The sequence below is a fragment of the Inquilinus sp. genome (assembly GCF_039594555.1).
GTDB lineage: Bacteria > Pseudomonadota > Alphaproteobacteria > DSM-16000 > Inquilinaceae > Inquilinus.
In genome coordinates this window covers 15,112-31,014 of record NZ_JBCNNF010000023.1, presented here as the reverse complement: position 1 = coordinate 31,014, position 15,903 = coordinate 15,112, and the positions used below count along the sequence as shown (strand labels likewise).

At 68.9% G+C, this 15,903-nt stretch carries 15 protein-coding genes; 10 read left to right on the top strand and 5 right to left on the bottom strand.

What is annotated here, in order from left to right:
• The 4 genes from ABDW35_RS04365 to ABDW35_RS04350 form a co-directional block, all read right to left on the bottom strand.
• Positions 1 to 740, bottom strand: a 740-nt coding sequence (locus tag ABDW35_RS04365; RefSeq protein ID WP_343712627.1) for a sugar ABC transporter permease, incomplete at its 3' end; no start/stop codon positions are given.
• The gene (locus tag ABDW35_RS04360) at positions 740 to 2,074 is read right to left on the bottom strand and encodes a sugar ABC transporter substrate-binding protein (RefSeq protein WP_343712626.1); all 1,335 of its coding nucleotides are present in this window, start codon (positions 2,072 to 2,074) and stop codon (positions 740 to 742) included. The genes ABDW35_RS04360 and ABDW35_RS04365, both read right to left, overlap by 1 nt.
• A 192-nt stretch (positions 2,075 to 2,266) precedes the next feature.
• Positions 2,267 to 2,812: an acireductone dioxygenase gene (locus ABDW35_RS04355; RefSeq protein ID WP_343712625.1), complete on the bottom strand. Its 546-nt coding sequence runs from the start codon at positions 2,810 to 2,812 to the stop codon at positions 2,267 to 2,269.
• The gene (locus ABDW35_RS04350; protein ID WP_343712624.1) at positions 2,809 to 3,474 is read right to left on the bottom strand and encodes a methylthioribulose 1-phosphate dehydratase; all 666 of its coding nucleotides are present in this window, start codon (positions 3,472 to 3,474) and stop codon (positions 2,809 to 2,811) included. The genes ABDW35_RS04355 and ABDW35_RS04350 overlap by 4 nt, the downstream gene beginning before the upstream one ends.
• A 387-nt stretch (positions 3,475 to 3,861) precedes the next feature.
• Between ABDW35_RS04350 and ABDW35_RS04345 the strand changes: the two genes are divergently transcribed.
• The 8 genes from ABDW35_RS04345 to ABDW35_RS04310 all read left to right on the top strand — a co-directional run bounded on the left by ABDW35_RS04345 (position 3,862) and on the right by ABDW35_RS04310 (position 13,705).
• The gene (locus ABDW35_RS04345; RefSeq protein WP_343712623.1) at positions 3,862 to 5,427 is read left to right on the top strand and encodes an ABC transporter substrate-binding protein; all 1,566 of its coding nucleotides are present in this window, start codon (positions 3,862 to 3,864) and stop codon (positions 5,425 to 5,427) included.
• 72 nt (positions 5,428 to 5,499) lie between these two features.
• The gene (locus ABDW35_RS04340; RefSeq protein WP_343712622.1) at positions 5,500 to 7,059 is read left to right on the top strand and encodes an ABC transporter substrate-binding protein; all 1,560 of its coding nucleotides are present in this window, start codon (positions 5,500 to 5,502) and stop codon (positions 7,057 to 7,059) included.
• A 53-nt stretch (positions 7,060 to 7,112) separates the two neighbouring features.
• Positions 7,113 to 8,081, top strand: coding sequence for an ABC transporter permease (locus tag ABDW35_RS04335; RefSeq protein ID WP_343712621.1), 969 nt, complete (start codon positions 7,113 to 7,115; stop codon positions 8,079 to 8,081).
• A gap of 19 nt (positions 8,082 to 8,100) precedes the next feature.
• Positions 8,101 to 9,063 (top strand): ABC transporter permease, encoded by a 963-nt coding sequence (locus ABDW35_RS04330; protein WP_343712620.1) that lies wholly within the window; start codon positions 8,101 to 8,103, stop codon positions 9,061 to 9,063.
• A 5-nt stretch (positions 9,064 to 9,068) separates the two neighbouring features.
• Positions 9,069 to 10,262: an amidohydrolase family protein gene (locus tag ABDW35_RS04325; protein ID WP_343712619.1), complete on the top strand. Its 1,194-nt coding sequence runs from the start codon at positions 9,069 to 9,071 to the stop codon at positions 10,260 to 10,262.
• Positions 10,259 to 11,755: an amidohydrolase family protein gene (locus ABDW35_RS04320; protein WP_343712618.1), complete on the top strand. Its 1,497-nt coding sequence runs from the start codon at positions 10,259 to 10,261 to the stop codon at positions 11,753 to 11,755. The genes ABDW35_RS04325 and ABDW35_RS04320 overlap by 4 nt, the downstream gene beginning before the upstream one ends.
• The gene (locus ABDW35_RS04315; RefSeq protein ID WP_343712617.1) at positions 11,748 to 12,734 is read left to right on the top strand and encodes an ABC transporter ATP-binding protein; all 987 of its coding nucleotides are present in this window, start codon (positions 11,748 to 11,750) and stop codon (positions 12,732 to 12,734) included. The genes ABDW35_RS04320 and ABDW35_RS04315 overlap by 8 nt, the downstream gene beginning before the upstream one ends.
• Positions 12,731 to 13,705 carry an oligopeptide/dipeptide ABC transporter ATP-binding protein gene (locus ABDW35_RS04310; protein ID WP_343712616.1) on the top strand — a complete coding sequence of 325 codons (975 nt, stop codon included), beginning with the start codon at positions 12,731 to 12,733 and terminating at the stop codon, positions 13,703 to 13,705. Before ABDW35_RS04315 ends, ABDW35_RS04310 begins: the two co-directional genes overlap by 4 nt.
• 17 nt (positions 13,706 to 13,722) lie before the next feature.
• On the opposite strand, the gene ABDW35_RS04305 is transcribed toward ABDW35_RS04310, so the two are convergent.
• A complete protein-coding gene (locus tag ABDW35_RS04305; protein WP_343712615.1) occupies positions 13,723 to 14,400 on the bottom strand; it encodes a GntR family transcriptional regulator in 678 nt (225 codons plus the stop codon).
• A gap of 137 nt (positions 14,401 to 14,537) precedes the next feature.
• Between ABDW35_RS04305 and ABDW35_RS04300 the strand changes: the two genes are divergently transcribed.
• A complete protein-coding gene (locus ABDW35_RS04300; protein WP_343712614.1) occupies positions 14,538 to 15,173 on the top strand; it encodes a flavin reductase family protein in 636 nt (211 codons plus the stop codon).
• Positions 15,174 to 15,183: 10 nt separating this feature from the next.
• Positions 15,184 to 15,900 (top strand): aspartate/glutamate racemase family protein, encoded by a 717-nt coding sequence (locus ABDW35_RS04295; protein ID WP_343712613.1) that lies wholly within the window; start codon positions 15,184 to 15,186, stop codon positions 15,898 to 15,900.
• Positions 15,901 to 15,903: the final 3 nt, after the last annotated feature.

Genomic DNA, 15,903 nt, shown 5'->3' with positions numbered 1-15,903 from the left:
ACCAAGTCGAACAGCTTGAGCGCCATCACCAGCCGCAGCAGGAACACGGCGGCCAGCGTCGGCACCAGCAGCGGCAGGGTGATGTGGCGGAAGCGCTGCCAGGTTGTGGCGCCGTCCAGCCGGGCCGCCTCCATCACCTCCTCCGACAAGCCCTTGATCGCGGCGAAGCACAACAACGCGACGAAGGGCGTCCACTGCCAGGCATCCGCGACGACGATGGCGACGGCGGCCCAGGTGGAGGAGCCGAGGAAGCTCATCGGCGCGTCGGTCAGCCCGGCGGCGCGCAGCCAGCCGTTCAGCAGGCCGCCATCGGCGGCGAAGATCAGCTTCCAGGCGACGCCGACCATCACCGGCGGAGTCATCAGCGGCAGCAGCGCCAGGCTGGTCAGCACCCGTCCGGCCTTGACCAGCCGGTGGAACAAGAGGGCCAGCGCCAGGCCCAGCACCAGCTCCACCGCCGCCATCGGGAAGGCAAAGGCGGCGCTGCGCCACAGCGAGGCCAGGAATGCCGGGTCGCCCAGCACCCGCGCGAAGTTGGCGATGCCGGCCCAGTCGCGCAGCGGCTTGCCGAGCGTGCTCTTGCTGACGGACAGGGCGACCAGCGCCACCAGCGGGTACAGCGTGGTCAGCACCAGCATCGCCACCAGCGGCGCGGCCAGGGACCTGTTCCCCAGCCGCCACCGCCGGCGCCGCGCCGGCGCTTCCGCTCGGGCCGTGTCGATGCTCTCCGCCAGGGCCATCACGAACCGATGATCGAGGTCCACTGCTGGTGCGCGGCCGCGATCGCCTCCTCCGGCGCCTTCTGGTCGGCCAGCACCAGGGCCAGCTCATCGGCCAGCACCTGCATCAGCTGCGGCGATTCCGGGCCGTTCGGCCAGGGCAGGCCGTTCTCCAGCGCCCCGGCCAGCGCGGTCTGCACCTTCGGCGCGAAGGCCTTGTATTCCGGAGCGTTCAGCGTGGAGGTCCGGTCCGGGTCGATGCCGCTGCCAGTGGTCAGCAGCAGGCCGAGGCCAGTCTTGGCGCTGGTGGCGAACTTGATGAACTCCCAGGCATGGTCCTGCTTCTGGGAGCCCGAGGAGATGGCGAAGGCAAAGCCGGAGTTGAGCGCCAGGCGGCTGGTCTTGTTGGCGCCGCCGACCGGGATCCGCACCGCGTCCCATTTGTCGACGATCTTCGAGCCCTTCGGGTCCTGGGCATAGACGCCGAGGTCGCTCCAGAACTCGATCATCGCGACCTTGCCGGACAAGAAGGCCGGCAGGCCTTCCTCGAACCGCGTCTCCAGCGGCGTCGGCAGGGCCGAGGGCGCAGCGTCCTTCAGCGCCTTCGCCGCTTCGACCGCCGCGGATTCGTCCAGGGCGGAGGATCCGTCCTCCTTCAGGTAGCGGCCGCCGAAGCCGGCCAGGCGGTTGGTGTAGGACGCGCCGATGATGATCGGCGCCTTGCCGCCCAGCACCGCGGCGCCGTAGATGCCGTTGGTCTTCTCGGCCTCGGTGATCGCCTTCGACCGCTCCAGATACTCGTCCCAGGTGGTCGGTGCCGTCAGCCCGTGCCGGCCGAAGATCTCGGTGTTGTAGAACAGCAGGTGGCTGTCGCCGTCATAGGGCAGGCCCCAGCGCTTGCCGCCGGCCAGGGTGTAGGGGTCGTAGATCGAGCGCAGATAGTCGTCGGGCTGGATCTCGGCGCGGTCGCGCTCGATCCGGTCGGTGACATCGACGATGATGCCGTCATTCGCCAGCGCGCCGACGCCGGTGTACCAGTAGTCGATCACGTCGAAATTGTTGGTGCCGGATTGCACGTCCAGCGTCGCCTTGGCCTGCAGCTGGTCGTAGGGCACGGCGGTGACGTTGATCTTGCCGCCGGTCAGCTTCTCCCACGCCTCGGCCAGGTACCGCCCGGCCACGACATGCGGCTGGATGATCATCAGGTTCAGGCTCTGGCCGTCGAAGCGCTTCGCCTGGGCGAAGGCTCGGCCGAGCGGCGTGCCGGACAGGCCGAGCCCGAGGGCGCCGGCCGAGGCCCCGGCCATGAAGCGCCGGCGGCCGAATGGGACGGTGTGGTCGCGGAAGGTGGTCATGGCGGTGGATCCTGAAGGGATGCAGGCGGATGGGCCGGAGCCGCCCCTCACCCGAAATCGCTGCGCGATTTCGACCTCTCCCCGGGGGAGAGGTAAAGGATGGCGGCACTCGGTTCCCCTCTTCTCGGGGAGAGGGAGGGGCCCGTCGCGTCAGCGACGGGAGGGTGAGGGGGCAGGCGCCCCTCGGCCCGGTCAGCCGGCGTAGAGCGGAAAGCGGCGGGCGATGGTGTCGCCGGTGAACTTCGCGATCCAGCCGTCGCTGTTCTCGAACAGGCGGATGGCGGTGAAGCGCGGCGCCGGGCCCATGTCGAACCAATGGGTGGTGCCGGCGGGCACGCTGATCAGGTCGTCCTTGGTACAAACCACCTTGAACACCCGGCCGGCCTTGCGCAGGTAGAAGGCGCCGGAGCCCTCGACGAAGAACCGGACCTCGTCCTCGCTGTGGGTGTGCTCGTCCAGGAACTTCTCGCGGAAGGCCTCGCGCTGCGGGTGGTCCGGCTGCATCCGCACCACGTCGACCGATCTGTAACCGCATTCGGCCTTCAGCCGGTCGATCTCGGGCTTGTAGGCCGCGATCACGGCGTCCTGGTCGGCATCGGCGGCCAGCGGCGCGCTCGCCTCCCAGCGTTCGAACCGCACGCCGATGGCGTTCAGCTCGCGTGCGATCGCCGCACCGTCCTCGGTGTCCACCAGCAGCGCCGCGGGGTTGGTCTCGTCATAGACATAGAGCCGGGTCACGGCTGCAGCCTCCGTCGCTCGAACTCGAATCCCAGCAGGACCTCCAGCGCCTCGAGATGGCGCCGCGCCTCGGCCGCGGTGCGGCCCCAGGCATAGAGCCCGTGCCCGGCCAGGAGATAGCCCGGAACGGCAGGGGCGCCGCCCAGCCGCGCCAGCACCTGCGGGCCCAGCACGGCCATGTCCTGCGAATTGGCGAAGACCGGGATGTCGAGCGCGACCTCATGCGTCTTCACGCCTGCCAGCGCCTTCTGCAGCTCGAAGCCCTGGATCCGCACCGCGCCCTTCGGGGCGTCGGCCAGCGACAGCAGCGTCGCCGCCGGGCTGTGCACATGGAAGATCGCCGCGATCTCCGGGAACGCCCGGTAAAGATCGACATGCAGCGGCGCCTCGGCCGAGGCGCGCGGATGCGCCGGATCGGCCAGCGACACGCTGATGATATCGTCACGGGTCAGCCGGGCCTTGTCGGTGCCGGTGGCGGTGATGGCGATCTCATCGGCATCGATCCGGGCCGAGAAGTTGCCGCTGGTGGCCGGCACCCAGCCGCGGGCACCGGCGAAGGCAGCACCTTCGAGCACGGCCGCGACCGCCGCGTCCCGCGCAGCGGTGTCCTCGGGCAGCCGGGCCAGCGGAGAGATGGGCAGGATGTCGGAGGTCAGGGCCATCGTCGTGTCGAAGCTGTGCGATTGGAGACGCCTTGCTTTTACAAGGCGGACTGATTTCAAACGTCATACATTAAATCTAGTGTGTCAATAGAATCAAAATAACTAAAAAATAAAGTTATATTAATCTCGTGGCGCGAGCCAATCGCTGGCGATCCCGTTGCGCGGCATGGCCTGCAGAAGCCTCCGTGGTCCCGACCGCAGCCGCCTGACTGTCATCCTTCGTTGCGTCTGCAATCCGGCGTGGCTGCCAGCCATGCGCCTGATCTCCTCACTTCGCCAATTTGTCGACAGAAAGATCTTCGTGCTGAGATAAAATTGTTAACAATCATGTTGACATAGTTTCCGACGCGTCGCTATGGATGTCTGAAAATCAGACAGGGGGCATCGATGCGCGTCGGTCGCGGGCTTTTCGCAGGGGTGGTGTCGCTCGGGCTGCTGGCCGGCGCGGCGCAGGCCGAAACGCTGCGCTGGGCGGGGCAGCGGGACATCTTCTCGCTCGACCCATATTCCTACGGGTCGACGTCCAATCTCGCCTTCCTGAACCACATCTATGAAGGCCTAGTGCGATACACGCCCGAATTCGAGGTGGTGCCGGCACTGGCCACGGAATGGCACCTGATCGACGGCAAGGTGTGGCGGTTCACGCTGCGCCGGGGCGTCAAGTTCCACAACGGCGCCGACTTCACCGCGGATGACGTGATCGCCTCGATGAAGCGGGTCAGCGACCCGGCATCGCCGCTGCGCGGCAACATCCCGCTCTATGCCGGCGCGACCAAGGTCGACGACTACACGGTCGATATCGCGGTGTCGTCGCCATCGCCGCTGTTCCTGAACGACATGACGAACATCTTCATGTTCGACGCGCAGTGGCTGGCCGACAACGATAGCGAGAAGCCGACCGATGTCGGCGCCAAGGTCGAGGGTTACGCGACGTACCACACCAACGGCACCGGCCCGTTCAAGCTGGAAAGCCGGGTGCCGGACAGCAAGACGGTGCTGGTGGTCAACGACCAGTGGTGGGACGAGAAGAAGCACAACCTGGACCGGATCGAGTTCACGCCGATCGGCTCCGCGGCCACGCGGGTCGCGGCGCTGCTGTCGGGCGAGGTCGACTTGGTCGACGCCGCGCCCATCCAAGACCTGCCGCGGCTGGAGGCTGCCCCCGGCATCAAGGTCGACAAGCGGTCGGACCTGCGGACGATCTCGATCGCCTTCAACCGCCGGGACACGCTGGCGGATGGCCGGGCCAACCCGTTCAACGACATCCGGGTGCGCCAGGCCTTCGACCATGCCATCGACCGCAACCTGATCAACAAGAAGGTGATGCGCGGCCTGGCCCATCCCGCCGGGACCCTGGTGGCGCCGGAGATCCCGGGCTACAGCGCCGCGCTGGACGAGCCGGCCAGCTACGACCCGGAGCTGTCGCGCAAGCTGCTGGACGAGGCGGCGCAGACCGGTCTGGCCTTCACCTATCTCTGCATGAACGATGAGAGCATGAATGAGGAGGACGTCTGCGCCGGCATCGTCAACATGCTCAGCCGGGCGGGCTTCAGGCCCAGCCTCGACATCGGCCCGCGGGCCGCGCAGGCGCCGAAGCGTTCCAGCGGCCGGCCGGACGTGTACATGATCGGCTGGGCCAACGAGCCCACCCTCGACGCCTATTCGCTGCTGGTGCAGGTGCTGTCGACCCGCCAGGGCGCGGCCGGCGTCGCCAATTACGGCGGCTGGTCCTATCCGGAGCTCGACCGGATGGTCGGGCAGGCCGCGAACGAGCCCGACCGGGCGAAGCGCCTGGAGATCGAGACCGCCGCGCTGAAACTGGCCAAGGACGAGCTGATCATGGTTCCGCTGCACCAGCAGCCGATGGCCTGGGCGATGTCCGACCGGGTCACGGACGTGGTGATCCGGGCCGACAACAAGCCGCGCCACTGGCTGACCCGGATCGGCGGCTGATCCGAAGGCCTTTCCACGATCCGAAAAGATCCCCGCCAGGGGACGGGGTCCTCAAACAGGGAGACGAATGGCATGTTCAGGACACTGGCCCTCGCCGGGCTGATCGCGGCGGGCCTGGCCACCGCGGCCCAGGCCGAGACGCTGAAATGGGGCGCCTCGCGCGACATCTACTCGCTGGACCCGTATTCCTACGGCGACAGCTACACCCTGTCCTTCCTCAACCACGTCTATGAAGGCCTCGTCCGCTACGACGCCCAGCTGAAGATCGAGCCGGCCCTGGCGACGTCGTGGGAGGCGGTGTCGGACACGGTGTGGCGGTTCCACCTCCGCAAAGGCGTGAAGTTCCACGACGGCGCGGATTTCACGGCCGACGACGTGCTGGCGTCGCTGACCCGGGTCAGCGACCCGGTGTCGCCGCTGCGCGGCAATCTGCCGGCCTACAAGAGCGCCAGGAAGATCGACGACTATACCGTCGATATCGAACTGGTCGGGCCGTATCCGCTGCTGCTGAACGACCTGACCAACATCCACATCTTCGATGCGGGCTGGCTGGCCGAGAACAACTCGCTGAAGCCGACCGATGTCGGCGCCAAGATCGAGGGCTACGCCACCTATCACACCAACGGCACCGGCCCCTACATGCTGGAAAGCCGGGTGCCGGACAGCAAGACCGTGCTGGTCCGCAACCCGGCCTGGTGGGACAAGCCGCAGGGCAATGTCGACCGCATCGAGTTCACGCCGATCACCTCCCCGGCCACGCGCGTCGCCGCCCTGCTGTCGGGCGAGATCAACTTCACCGAGAACGCGCCGGCTCAGGATCTTCCGCGGCTTTCGGCTCAGCCCGGGCTGAAGGTGATGGAGCGGAGCGACCTCCGCACCGTGATGATCGGCTTCAACCGCAAGCCGAAGCTGGCCAATGGCGACGACAACAAGTTCAACGACCTGCGCGTCCGCCAGGCCTTCGCCTACGCGCTGGACAAAGACCTGATCCAGAAGCGGATCATGCGCGGCAAGTCGCGGACCGCGGGCGCGATCATCGCGCCGGAGATCCCCGGCTACACCGAGGCGCTCGATGCGGTCATCCCCTATGACCCGGCCAAGGCGAAGGCGCTTCTGGCCGAGGCGGGCGCCACCGACCTGCCGTTCACCATGGTGTGCACCACCGACGCCTATGTGAACGAGGAGGAGCTGTGCCAGGGCATCGTCAACATGCTCAGCCGCGCGGGCTTCAAGCCGCAGCTCGACATCGCGCCGACGGCGGCCCAGGCGCCGAAGCGCACCGGCGGGCTGGCGGATGTCTACCTGATCGGCTGGGCCAACGAGCCGATGCTCGACAGCTATTCCATCCTGCTGCAGATGATCGAGACCAAGACCGACAAGGCCGGCGTCTTCAACTGGGGCGGCTGGAGCTATCCCGAGATCGACAAGCTGATCGTGCAGGCCTCGACCGAGATGGACCGCGGCAAGCGCCTGGCGCTGCAGACCAGGGCGCTGGAGATGGCGAAGGCGGAGATCGTGATGCTGCCGCTGCACCAGCAGCCGATGGCCTGGGTGATGAGCGACGAGATCGCGAGCGTCGCGCAGTTGGCCGACAACAAGCCGCGCCACTGGCTGACCCGGTTCGCCGACTAGGTTCACGGCCGGCGCGGGATGAGCCCGCGCCGGCCACGATCGCGAGGCCCGACATGCTGGTCTTCATCCTCAGCCGCATCGCCAACGCCGTCATGGTCATGCTCGCCGTGGCCATGCTGGCCTTCCTGATCTTCCGCCTGGCCGGGGACCCGGTCGAGCTGATGGCGAATGAGCAGATGACCCAGGCCGACCGGGACGGGCTGCGCGAGCGGCTGGGCCTGAACGACGGCATCGTCACCCAGTTCGGCCGCTTCGTCGTCCACGCGGCACAGGGCGATTTCGGCATCTCCTACCGCAACGGCCAGGACGTGCTGGGGCTGATCGCCGACCGCTTCCCGGCGACGCTGGAGCTGGTGCTGGTCGCCACCGTGATCTCGCTGGTGGCCGGCATCCCGCTCGGGGTGCTGACCGCGATCCGGCGGGGCCGATGGTATTCGGAATCGCTGCAATTCGTGTCGATCGTCGGCGTCTCGCTGCCCAGCTTCGTCGTCGGCATCCTCCTGATCCTGGTGTTCTCGGTCAGCCTGGGTTGGCTGCCGGCCTTCGGACGGGGCCAGGTGGTGACCATCGGCTGGTGGTCGACCGGCCTGCTGACTCCGTCGGGCCGCGCCGCGCTGCTGCTGCCGGCGATCGCGCTGTCGCTGTACCAGATCACCTTGATCATGCGCCTGGTCCGGGCCGAGATGCTGGAGGTGCTGCGCTCGGACTACGTCAAGTTCGCGCGGGCCCGTGGCGTCCCGCGCTGGCGCATCCATTTCCGCCACGCGCTGCGCAACTGCCTGATGCCGGTGGTGACCATGACCGCGATGAACATCGGCTCGCTGATCGCCTTCGCCCTGATCACCGAGACGGTGTTCCAATGGCCGGGCATGGGCATGCTGTTCATCCAGGCCGTGACCTTCATCGATATCCCGGTGATGGCGGCCTATCTCTGCATCATCTCCTTCATCTTCGTCGCGCTGAACACGCTGGTCGACATCGCCTATGCGGTGATCGATCCGCGCCTGCGCGACGCGCGCTGACCGCGGGGAGACCGGACCGATGACAGCCGATGTGACCAAGCCCGAGCCGGCGGCGGCGCCCTCGGTGCCGCGGGGCTTCGGGCGGCGCCTGCGCGACAGCGATATCTGGTGGTCCTTCACGGCCAGCCCGACGGCGATGGCCGCGGCGCTGATCCTCGGCGTGCTGGTGCTGACCGCCCTCCTGGCCCCGCTGTTCGCGGTGCAGAACCCGTATGACGCCGCCCAGCTCGACATGTGGAAGGCCGAGCTGCCGCCGGTCTGGCAGGAGGGCGGCGAATGGCCCTATCTGCTGGGCACCGACACCCAGGGCCGGGACATGCTGTCGGCGATCCTCTACGGCACCCGCATCTCGATCGTCATCGGCGTGGCGTCGGTGGCGCTGTCGCTGGTGATCGGGATGAGCGCGGGGCTGGTCTCCGGCTTCTTCGGCGGCTTCGTCGACAACGTCCTGATGCGCCTTGGCGACATCACCCTGTCGATCCCGACGATCCTGATCGCGATCCTGGTGTCGACCGTGGTCCGCCAGATGCTGCCCGCCGATCTGCGCGAGATCGGCGCGTCGGCCGTGCTGATCCTGGCCATCGCCCTGTCGGCCTGGGTGCAATATGCGCGGACCGTGCGGGCCCAGACCATCGTCGAGCGCGGCAAGGAATACGTGCAGGCGGCGCGGCTGCTGAAGGTGCCCGCCCGCCGGATCATGGCGCGCCACATCCTGCCGAACACGCTGACGCCGATCCTGGTCGCGGCGACGCTGAATTTCGGCATGGCGATCCTGACCGAGGCGACGCTGTCCTTCCTCGGCATCGGCATGCCGCCGGGCCAGCCGTCGCTGGGCACGCTGATCCGGATCGGCAACCAGTATCTGTTCTCGGGCTCATGGTGGATCGTGCTGTTCCCGGTAATCCAGCTGTGCCTGCTCGTCGTCACGGTCAACCTGCTGGGGGACTGGCTGCGCGACGTGCTCAATCCGAAACTGAGGTAGGACCGATGAACGACCTCCTGCTGCGCAACATCCGCCCCTATGCGGCCGAAGCCTGCGACCTGCTGGTCCGCGGCGGCCGCATCGCCGGCATCGGGCGGTTCGAGCCGGAGCCGGGGATGCCGGTGGAGGAGGGCGGCGGCGCGATCGCCATCCCGGGGCTGATCGACGCTCACACCCATCTCGACAAGACCACCTGGGGCATGCCCTGGCACGTCAACAACCGACGGGCCGTGCTGCGCGAGCGGATCGATTTCGAGCGCGAGAACCGCACCGCCATCGGCATCGATCCGCACCGCCAGTCGATGCGCCACGCCATCGGCCTGGCGGCGCATGGCGCCACGCATATCCGCAGCCATGTCGACATCGACCCGACCCACGGCCTGGCGCTGGTGGACGGGGTGATGGAGACGCGCGAGAGGCTGGCCGGCATCATCGACATCGAGATCGTCGCCTTCCCGCAGTCCGGCGTGATGGTGATGCCGGGCACGGTGGAGCTGCTGGACGCCGCGCTGGCCCAGGGCTGCGAGGTGCTGGGCGGGATCGATCCCTGCGGCATCGACCGCGACCCCAAGGGCCAGCTGGACGGCCTGTTCGCGCTGGCGGTGAAGCACGGCAAGCCGATCGACATCCATCTGCACGAGGCCGGCGACCTCGGCGCCTTCACCATGGAGCTGATCTTCGAGCGCATCCGCGCCAACGGCATGCAGGGCCAGGTCGCGATCAGCCATGCCTTCGCGCTGGGCATGAACGACCATCTCCGCGTCGGCCAGCTGATCGAGCGGATCGCCGAACTCGACATCGCCATCCTGACCACCGGCGCGCCGTCGGCGACGGTGCCGTCGATCATGCGGCTGAAGCAGGCGGGGATCCGGGTCGGCGCCGGCTGCGACGGCATCCGCGACACCTGGGGCCCCTGGGGCCAGCCGGACATGCTGGACCGCGCCAAGGTCGTCGGCATGAAGAACGGGCTGCGCCAGGACCATGAACTGGAGCACGTGCTGCATGTCGTGTCGCAGGGCGGCGCGGATGTCATGCGGCTGGAAGGCTACGGCCTGCGCCAGGGCGACCGGGCGGATTTGACGCTGCTGGCCGGCGAGACCCTGGCCCATGCGGTGGTCGAGGTCGCGCCGCGACCGCTGGTGGTCAAGGGCGGCCGGGTCACCGCCCGCCAGGGCCTGGCCGTGGTGGACATGCCATGACCGCGCCGGGGCTGGAGGCGCTGGAGCTCGGCCGGCGGCCGGACGGCCGCACGCTGCTGACCGCCGCCTGGGTGCTGGGCCACGGCGCGGGCGGCCACCGCCTGATCCCGAAGGGCGAGGTGGTGATCGAGGGCGGGGAGGTCCTGTTCGCCGGATCCCGATTCCCGGGCGAGGTGGCGCGGCGCATCGATTTCGGCGACGCGCTGGTCAGTCCGGGCTTCATCGACCTCGACGCCCTGTCGGACCTCGACACCACGATCCTCGGCATCGACCACCATCCGGGCTGGGCCAAGGGCCGGGTATGGCCGCGCTCCTATGTCGAGGCCGGCCCCTACGAGATGTATTCCGCCGAGGAGCTGGCGTTCCAGAAGCGCTTCGCCTTCGGCCAGCTGCTGCTGAACGGCATCACCACGGCGGCGCCGATCGCCTCGCTGTTCTACCGGGAGTGGGGCGAGACCGTCGCCGAGTTCGAGGCGGCGGCGGATGCGGCCGGCGAGTTGGGCCTGCGGGTCTATCTCAGCCCGGCCTACCGCTCCGGCGGCATGGTGCTGGACGCGCCGGGCCGGATGGTGCCGGTGTTCGACGAGGCGCGGGGCCTGGCCGGCCTCAGCGATGCCGTCGACTTCATCGGCCGCCAGTCCGGCCGCCACGGCGACCTCGTCCGCGGCCTGCTGGCGCCCGACCGGGTCGAGACCTGCACCATCGATCTGCTGCGCCGCACCGACGCCGCGGCGCGCGACCTCGGCTGCAAAATCCGCCTGCACATGGCGCAGGGGGCGATGGAGGTGGAGACGGTGCGGGCCTTGCACGGCACCACCGCCCCGGCCCGGCTGGCGGGGGCCGGGCTGCTCAGCGACCGGCTGATCGCGCCGCACGCGACCAGCGCCACCGCCGAGGATCTCGGGCTCTATGCCGAAAACGGCGTGTCGATTGTGCATTGCCCGCTGGTCTCGGCGCGCGGCGGCAACACCCTGAACTCCTTCTCCGCCTGCCGGCAGCGCGGCATCACCATCGCGATGGGCACCGACACGGCGCCCGCCGATATGCTGATGAACCTGCTGGTCGGGCTGATCGCCTGCCGGATCAACGACCGGGCGCCGGACCGGGTGCGCTGCGCCGACCTGTTCGACGCCGCCACGCTGGGCGGGGCGCGGGCCCTCGGCCGCGAGGATCTCGGCCGGCTGGCTCCCGGCGCGCGGGCCGACATCGCGGTGTTCGGCCTCGACGACCCGGTGATGGCGCCGTCGATCGACCCGATCACCACCCTGGTGGCCGGCGGCTCCGGCAAGGTCACCCGGGCCGTCTTCGTCGATGGCCGCCTGTCCATGCGCGACGGCGAGGTGGCCGGCATCGACATGAAAGCGGCGCGCCGCCGGGCGCAGCTTCAGTTCGACGGGCTGGTCGCGAAATACCCCGAGCGCAGCTGGGGCCACCCGCCGGTCTCGGACATCTTCCCGCCGAGCTATCCGATCGAGGGGGACGCGAATGGTTGAGGTTGGCGAGACGGCCGTCCTCGAGGTCCGCGGCCTGAGGGTGGAGTTCCCGAGCCGTCACGGGGTGGCCACCGCGCTGTCCGATGTCAGCCTGTCGATCCGGCCGGGCGAGATCCTGGGCGTGGTCGGCGAATCCGGCGCCGGCAAGTCGATGACCGGCCTGGCGATCCAGGGGCTGCTGGAGCGCCCGGGCCGCATCGCCGCGGGCGAGATCCACCTCGCCGGCCGCCGCATCGACACGCTCGACGACCGCGGCATGCAGGCGATCCGGGGGCGGGAGATCGGCGCGATCTTCCAGGACCCGCTGACCTCGCTGAACCCGCTGTTCACGGTCGGCGCGCAACTGGTCGAGACCATCCGCCTGCATCTCGGGCTCGGCAGGTCCGAGGCGCGGGCCCGCGCGGTGGCGCTGCTGCGGGATGTCGGCATCCCGTCGCCGGAGGAGCGGGTGAACCAGTATCCGCACCAGTTCTCCGGCGGCATGCGCCAGCGCGTGGTCATCGCCCTGGCCCTGGCGGCCTCGCCGAAGCTGGTGATCGCCGACGAGCCGACCACGGCGCTGGACGTGTCGATCCAGGCACAGATCACGGCGCTGCTACGCCGGCTGTGCAAGGAGAAGCTCACCGCCGTGATGCTGGTGACCCACGATATGGGCGTGATCGCCGAGACGGCGGACAAGATCGCCGTGATGTATGCCGGGCGGCTGGTCGAGATCGGGCCCGTCGACCAGGTGCTGCAGGCCCCGACCCATCCCTACACGCGCGGCCTGATGGCCTCGATCCCGGCGCTCGGGGCCCGGGTCGAGCGGCTGAACCAGATCGACGGGGCGATGCCGCGGCTGGACGCCATCCCGCCCGGCTGCGCCTTCAATCCGCGCTGCCAGTCGGCCGGGCCGCGCTGCCGGCGCGAGCGGCCGGAGATGAGCCCGGCGGGTCAGGGCGCCAGCGCCTGCTGGCTGAACGCAGGAGGCACCGCATGACCGTCGCCTCGGTCCCTTTGCCCGCGCTGCGCGTCGAGCATCTGGTCAAGACCTTCGACGTCTCCCCGCCCTGGCTGAGCCGGGTGATCGAGCGCAAGCCGCGGCAGATCCTGCGCGCGGTCGACGATGTCAGCTTCGACACGCCGATGGGCGGCTGCCTCAGCCTGGTCGGCGAAAGCGGCTGCGGCAAGTCGACCGTCGCGCGGCTGGTCACCGGCCTGCACAGGCCCAGCAGCGGCGAGATGCGATTCGCGCCTGGGCCGGACGGCGCGCCGCTGTCGGCGCAGATGATCTTCCAGGACCCCTACGCGTCCCTGAACCCGCGCTGGCGGGTGCGCAGCATCATCGCCGAGCCGCTGCGGGAGCTGAAGCTGCGCGGCTCGGCCGCCGAGATCACGGAGCGGGTGGAAGAACTGCTCCTCACCGTCGGCCTCTCGGCGTCGGACGGCGCCAAGTTCCCGCATGAGTTCTCGGGCGGGCAGCGGCAGCGCATCTCGATCGCGCGGGCGCTGGCCAGCGAGCCGCGCTTCCTGGTCTGCGACGAGCCGACCTCGGCGCTTGACGTCTCGGTGCAGGCCCAGGTGCTGAACCTGATGCGCCGGCTGCAGGACGAGCTGGGGCTGACCTACCTGTTCATCAGCCACGACCTCAGTGTCGTCCGCCACATGTCGGACCGGATCGCAGTGATGTATCTCGGCCGCATCGTCGAGGAGGGCGACACCGAGGCGCTGTTCGCCCGCCCGCGCCACCCCTACACAAGGCTGCTGCTGGAGACGATCCCGAACATCGCGCAGCCGCATCGCGACCGGGAGGTCGCGGCCGGCGAGGTGCCGAGCCCGCTCAAGCCCCCCTCCGGCTGCACCTTCCATCCTCGCTGCCCCTTCGCCACCGCACGGTGCGCGGCGGAGGTGCCGGAGATGCGGGTTCTCGCCGACGGCACGCGCATCGCCTGCCACCTGGCGGAGGACTGACGATGCTGGTGGCGGTGCTAGGCCAGGGCAGCCTTCAGGTCGTGAGAAAGGTCGCGGACGTCGCGGAGGTCCAGCTCCGACTCCACATGTTCGAGATGATGGTCCATAAGCCGCATGGCGGTTCCGACGTCGCCGGCGGCCAGCGCCTCGACGATCTCGGCATGCTCATCCGGCCCGCAGTTGAAGCGGGCGGTGTTGCGGTAGACGGCGGTGATCAGGGAGGTGCGCGAGATCAGGTCCCGCATCATCCCGAACAGGAAGTCGGACCCGGACAGCTCAGCGATCAGCAGGTGGAAGCCACCGGACAGCCTGATGATGTCGGTGGTGACGTCATTGGCGTTGGCCGTCCGCTCGCGGGCGACGTGGCCGCGCAGCTTCTCCAGGCCGGCGGCCGAGATCGTACCGGCGAGACGCTGGATGGCGCAGCGCTCGACCGCGCGGCGGACGGAGAAGACATCCCGGGCCTCGTCGGCCGAAGGCTGGCACACGAAGGCGCCGCGGTTCGGTATGATGGTGACCAGGCCTTCGCGCTCCAGCGCCGTCAGGGCCTGGCGGATGCGGCCGCGGCTGACGTCGAAGATCTCGGCCATCTGGCTTTCCTTCAGCTGCACGCCGGGCCGCAGCCGGCGCTCCGCGATCGAAAGCCACACCTTTTCGACGATCTGCTGGATCGAGATGCCTGCCTGCTCGGTCATACCCTGGTCCCCGCCACCCGTGACGGATAATCGCCACCCGCCCTCAAGACCCGAATCCGGCCAGCTTGACGGTCTGGTTTGTGAACAATAATTCCGAATATTGTGGGCAATTCATGGAAGATCAAGCACAGAGTGCCATGGAATTCGATTTCACCGCGCTGGAAGCGGAAAGCCGCTACCGCCTGCTGACCAACTTCGTCGGCCCGCGGCCGATCGCGCTGGTGACGACCCGCTCCGCTGGCGGCCACAGCAACGCCGCGCCGATGAGCTTCTTCAACGTGTTCTCGCACGAACCGCCGATCGTCGTCCTCGGCATCCAGCCGCGGCCGTCGGGGCAGGACAAGGACACCGTCGCCAACATCCGGCGCGCGGGCGAGTTCGCGGTCAGCATGGTCGACATGGCGCTGGCGCAGCAGATGCTGGTCTGCGGCCTGGCCTTCGACAGCGATGTCGACGAGCTGGAGATGGCGCGGCTGTCCACCACGCCCTGCGCCAGGGTTGATGTCGAGCGCATCGCCAGCTCGCCCTGCACCTTCGAATGCCGGGTCGAGCGGCTGATCGACTATCCACGCCGCGTGCTGGTGCTGGGCGAGGTGGTGCACATGCATGTCCGGCGCGACTGCCTCGACGCCGCCGGCCGCTACGTCAACCCGGAGACCTATCAGCCGATCGCCCGGCTGCATGCCGACAACTACATCACCTCCGACCGCCAGTTCGTGCTCAAGGCCCCCGCCATCGCGGACGTCCTCAAGGCATCGGGGCGCACGGAATAAGGATGCCGCCGTGCATATCCGCCTAATCAATCCGAACTCGACGGCCTCGATGACGGCCCAGGCCCTGGAGAGTGCCCTGCGGGTCGCCCAGCCGGGGACGCGGGTGACGGCCGTGAATCCGGCCGGCACGCCGGTCAGCATCGAAGGCGGCGCGGACGAGGCGCTGGCCGTGCCGGGGATGCTGTCCGAGATCCGGACCGGCGAAAGCGAAGGGGTCGACGCCTATGTCATCGCCTGCTTCGACGACCCCGGCCTGCACGCGGCGCGGGAAGTGGCGGCTGGCCCTGTCATCGGCATCTGCCAGGCGGCGGTGCAGGTGGCGATGACCATCGCCCGCCGCTTCTCGGTGGTCACGACGCTGCCGCGGTCCGTCCCGATCATCGAGGACATCGTGCAGGCCTATGGCGCCGGGCATCACTGCCGGTCGGTGCGGTCGATCAACTTGCCGGTCCTGGGACTGGAGGAGGAGCCGGAGCTGGCCGAACGCCTGCTGGTCGACGAGATCGGGCGCGCGAGGCGGGACGACCAGGCCGAGGCCATCATCCTGGGCTGCGCCGGCATGTCGCGGCTGTGCGAGCGGCTGACGGCCGCGACCGGCGTGCCGGTGATCGACGGCGTCACCGCCGCCCTGAAATTCGCCGAGGCGCTGGTGGGGGCCGGCTATTCGACCTCGAAGGTCAATGCCTACGACTATCCGCGGCAGAAGGCAGCGCCGGTGGTGGGCTGAGGC

Bases quoted from the DNA above. Each gene is read 5' to 3' on its own strand.
- ABDW35_RS04360 (WP_343712626.1), bottom strand. From the start codon at position 2,074: ATGACCACCTTCCGCGACCACACCGTCCCATTCGGCCGCCGGCGCTTC.
- ABDW35_RS04350 (WP_343712624.1), bottom strand. From the start codon at position 3,474: ATGGCCCTGACCTCCGACATCCTGCCCATCTCTCCGCTGGCCCGGCTG.
- ABDW35_RS04345 (WP_343712623.1), top strand. From the start codon at position 3,862: ATGCGCGTCGGTCGCGGGCTTTTCGCAGGGGTGGTGTCGCTCGGGCTG.
- ABDW35_RS04340 (WP_343712622.1), top strand. From the start codon at position 5,500: ATGTTCAGGACACTGGCCCTCGCCGGGCTGATCGCGGCGGGCCTGGCC.
- ABDW35_RS04335 (WP_343712621.1), top strand. From the start codon at position 7,113: ATGCTGGTCTTCATCCTCAGCCGCATCGCCAACGCCGTCATGGTCATG.
- ABDW35_RS04330 (WP_343712620.1), top strand. From the start codon at position 8,101: ATGACAGCCGATGTGACCAAGCCCGAGCCGGCGGCGGCGCCCTCGGTG.
- ABDW35_RS04325 (WP_343712619.1), top strand. From the start codon at position 9,069: ATGAACGACCTCCTGCTGCGCAACATCCGCCCCTATGCGGCCGAAGCC.
- ABDW35_RS04320 (WP_343712618.1), top strand. From the start codon at position 10,259: ATGACCGCGCCGGGGCTGGAGGCGCTGGAGCTCGGCCGGCGGCCGGAC.
- ABDW35_RS04315 (WP_343712617.1), top strand. From the start codon at position 11,748: ATGGTTGAGGTTGGCGAGACGGCCGTCCTCGAGGTCCGCGGCCTGAGG.
- ABDW35_RS04310 (WP_343712616.1), top strand. From the start codon at position 12,731: ATGACCGTCGCCTCGGTCCCTTTGCCCGCGCTGCGCGTCGAGCATCTG.
- ABDW35_RS04305 (WP_343712615.1), bottom strand. From the start codon at position 14,400: ATGACCGAGCAGGCAGGCATCTCGATCCAGCAGATCGTCGAAAAGGTG.
- ABDW35_RS04300 (WP_343712614.1), top strand. From the start codon at position 14,538: ATGGAATTCGATTTCACCGCGCTGGAAGCGGAAAGCCGCTACCGCCTG.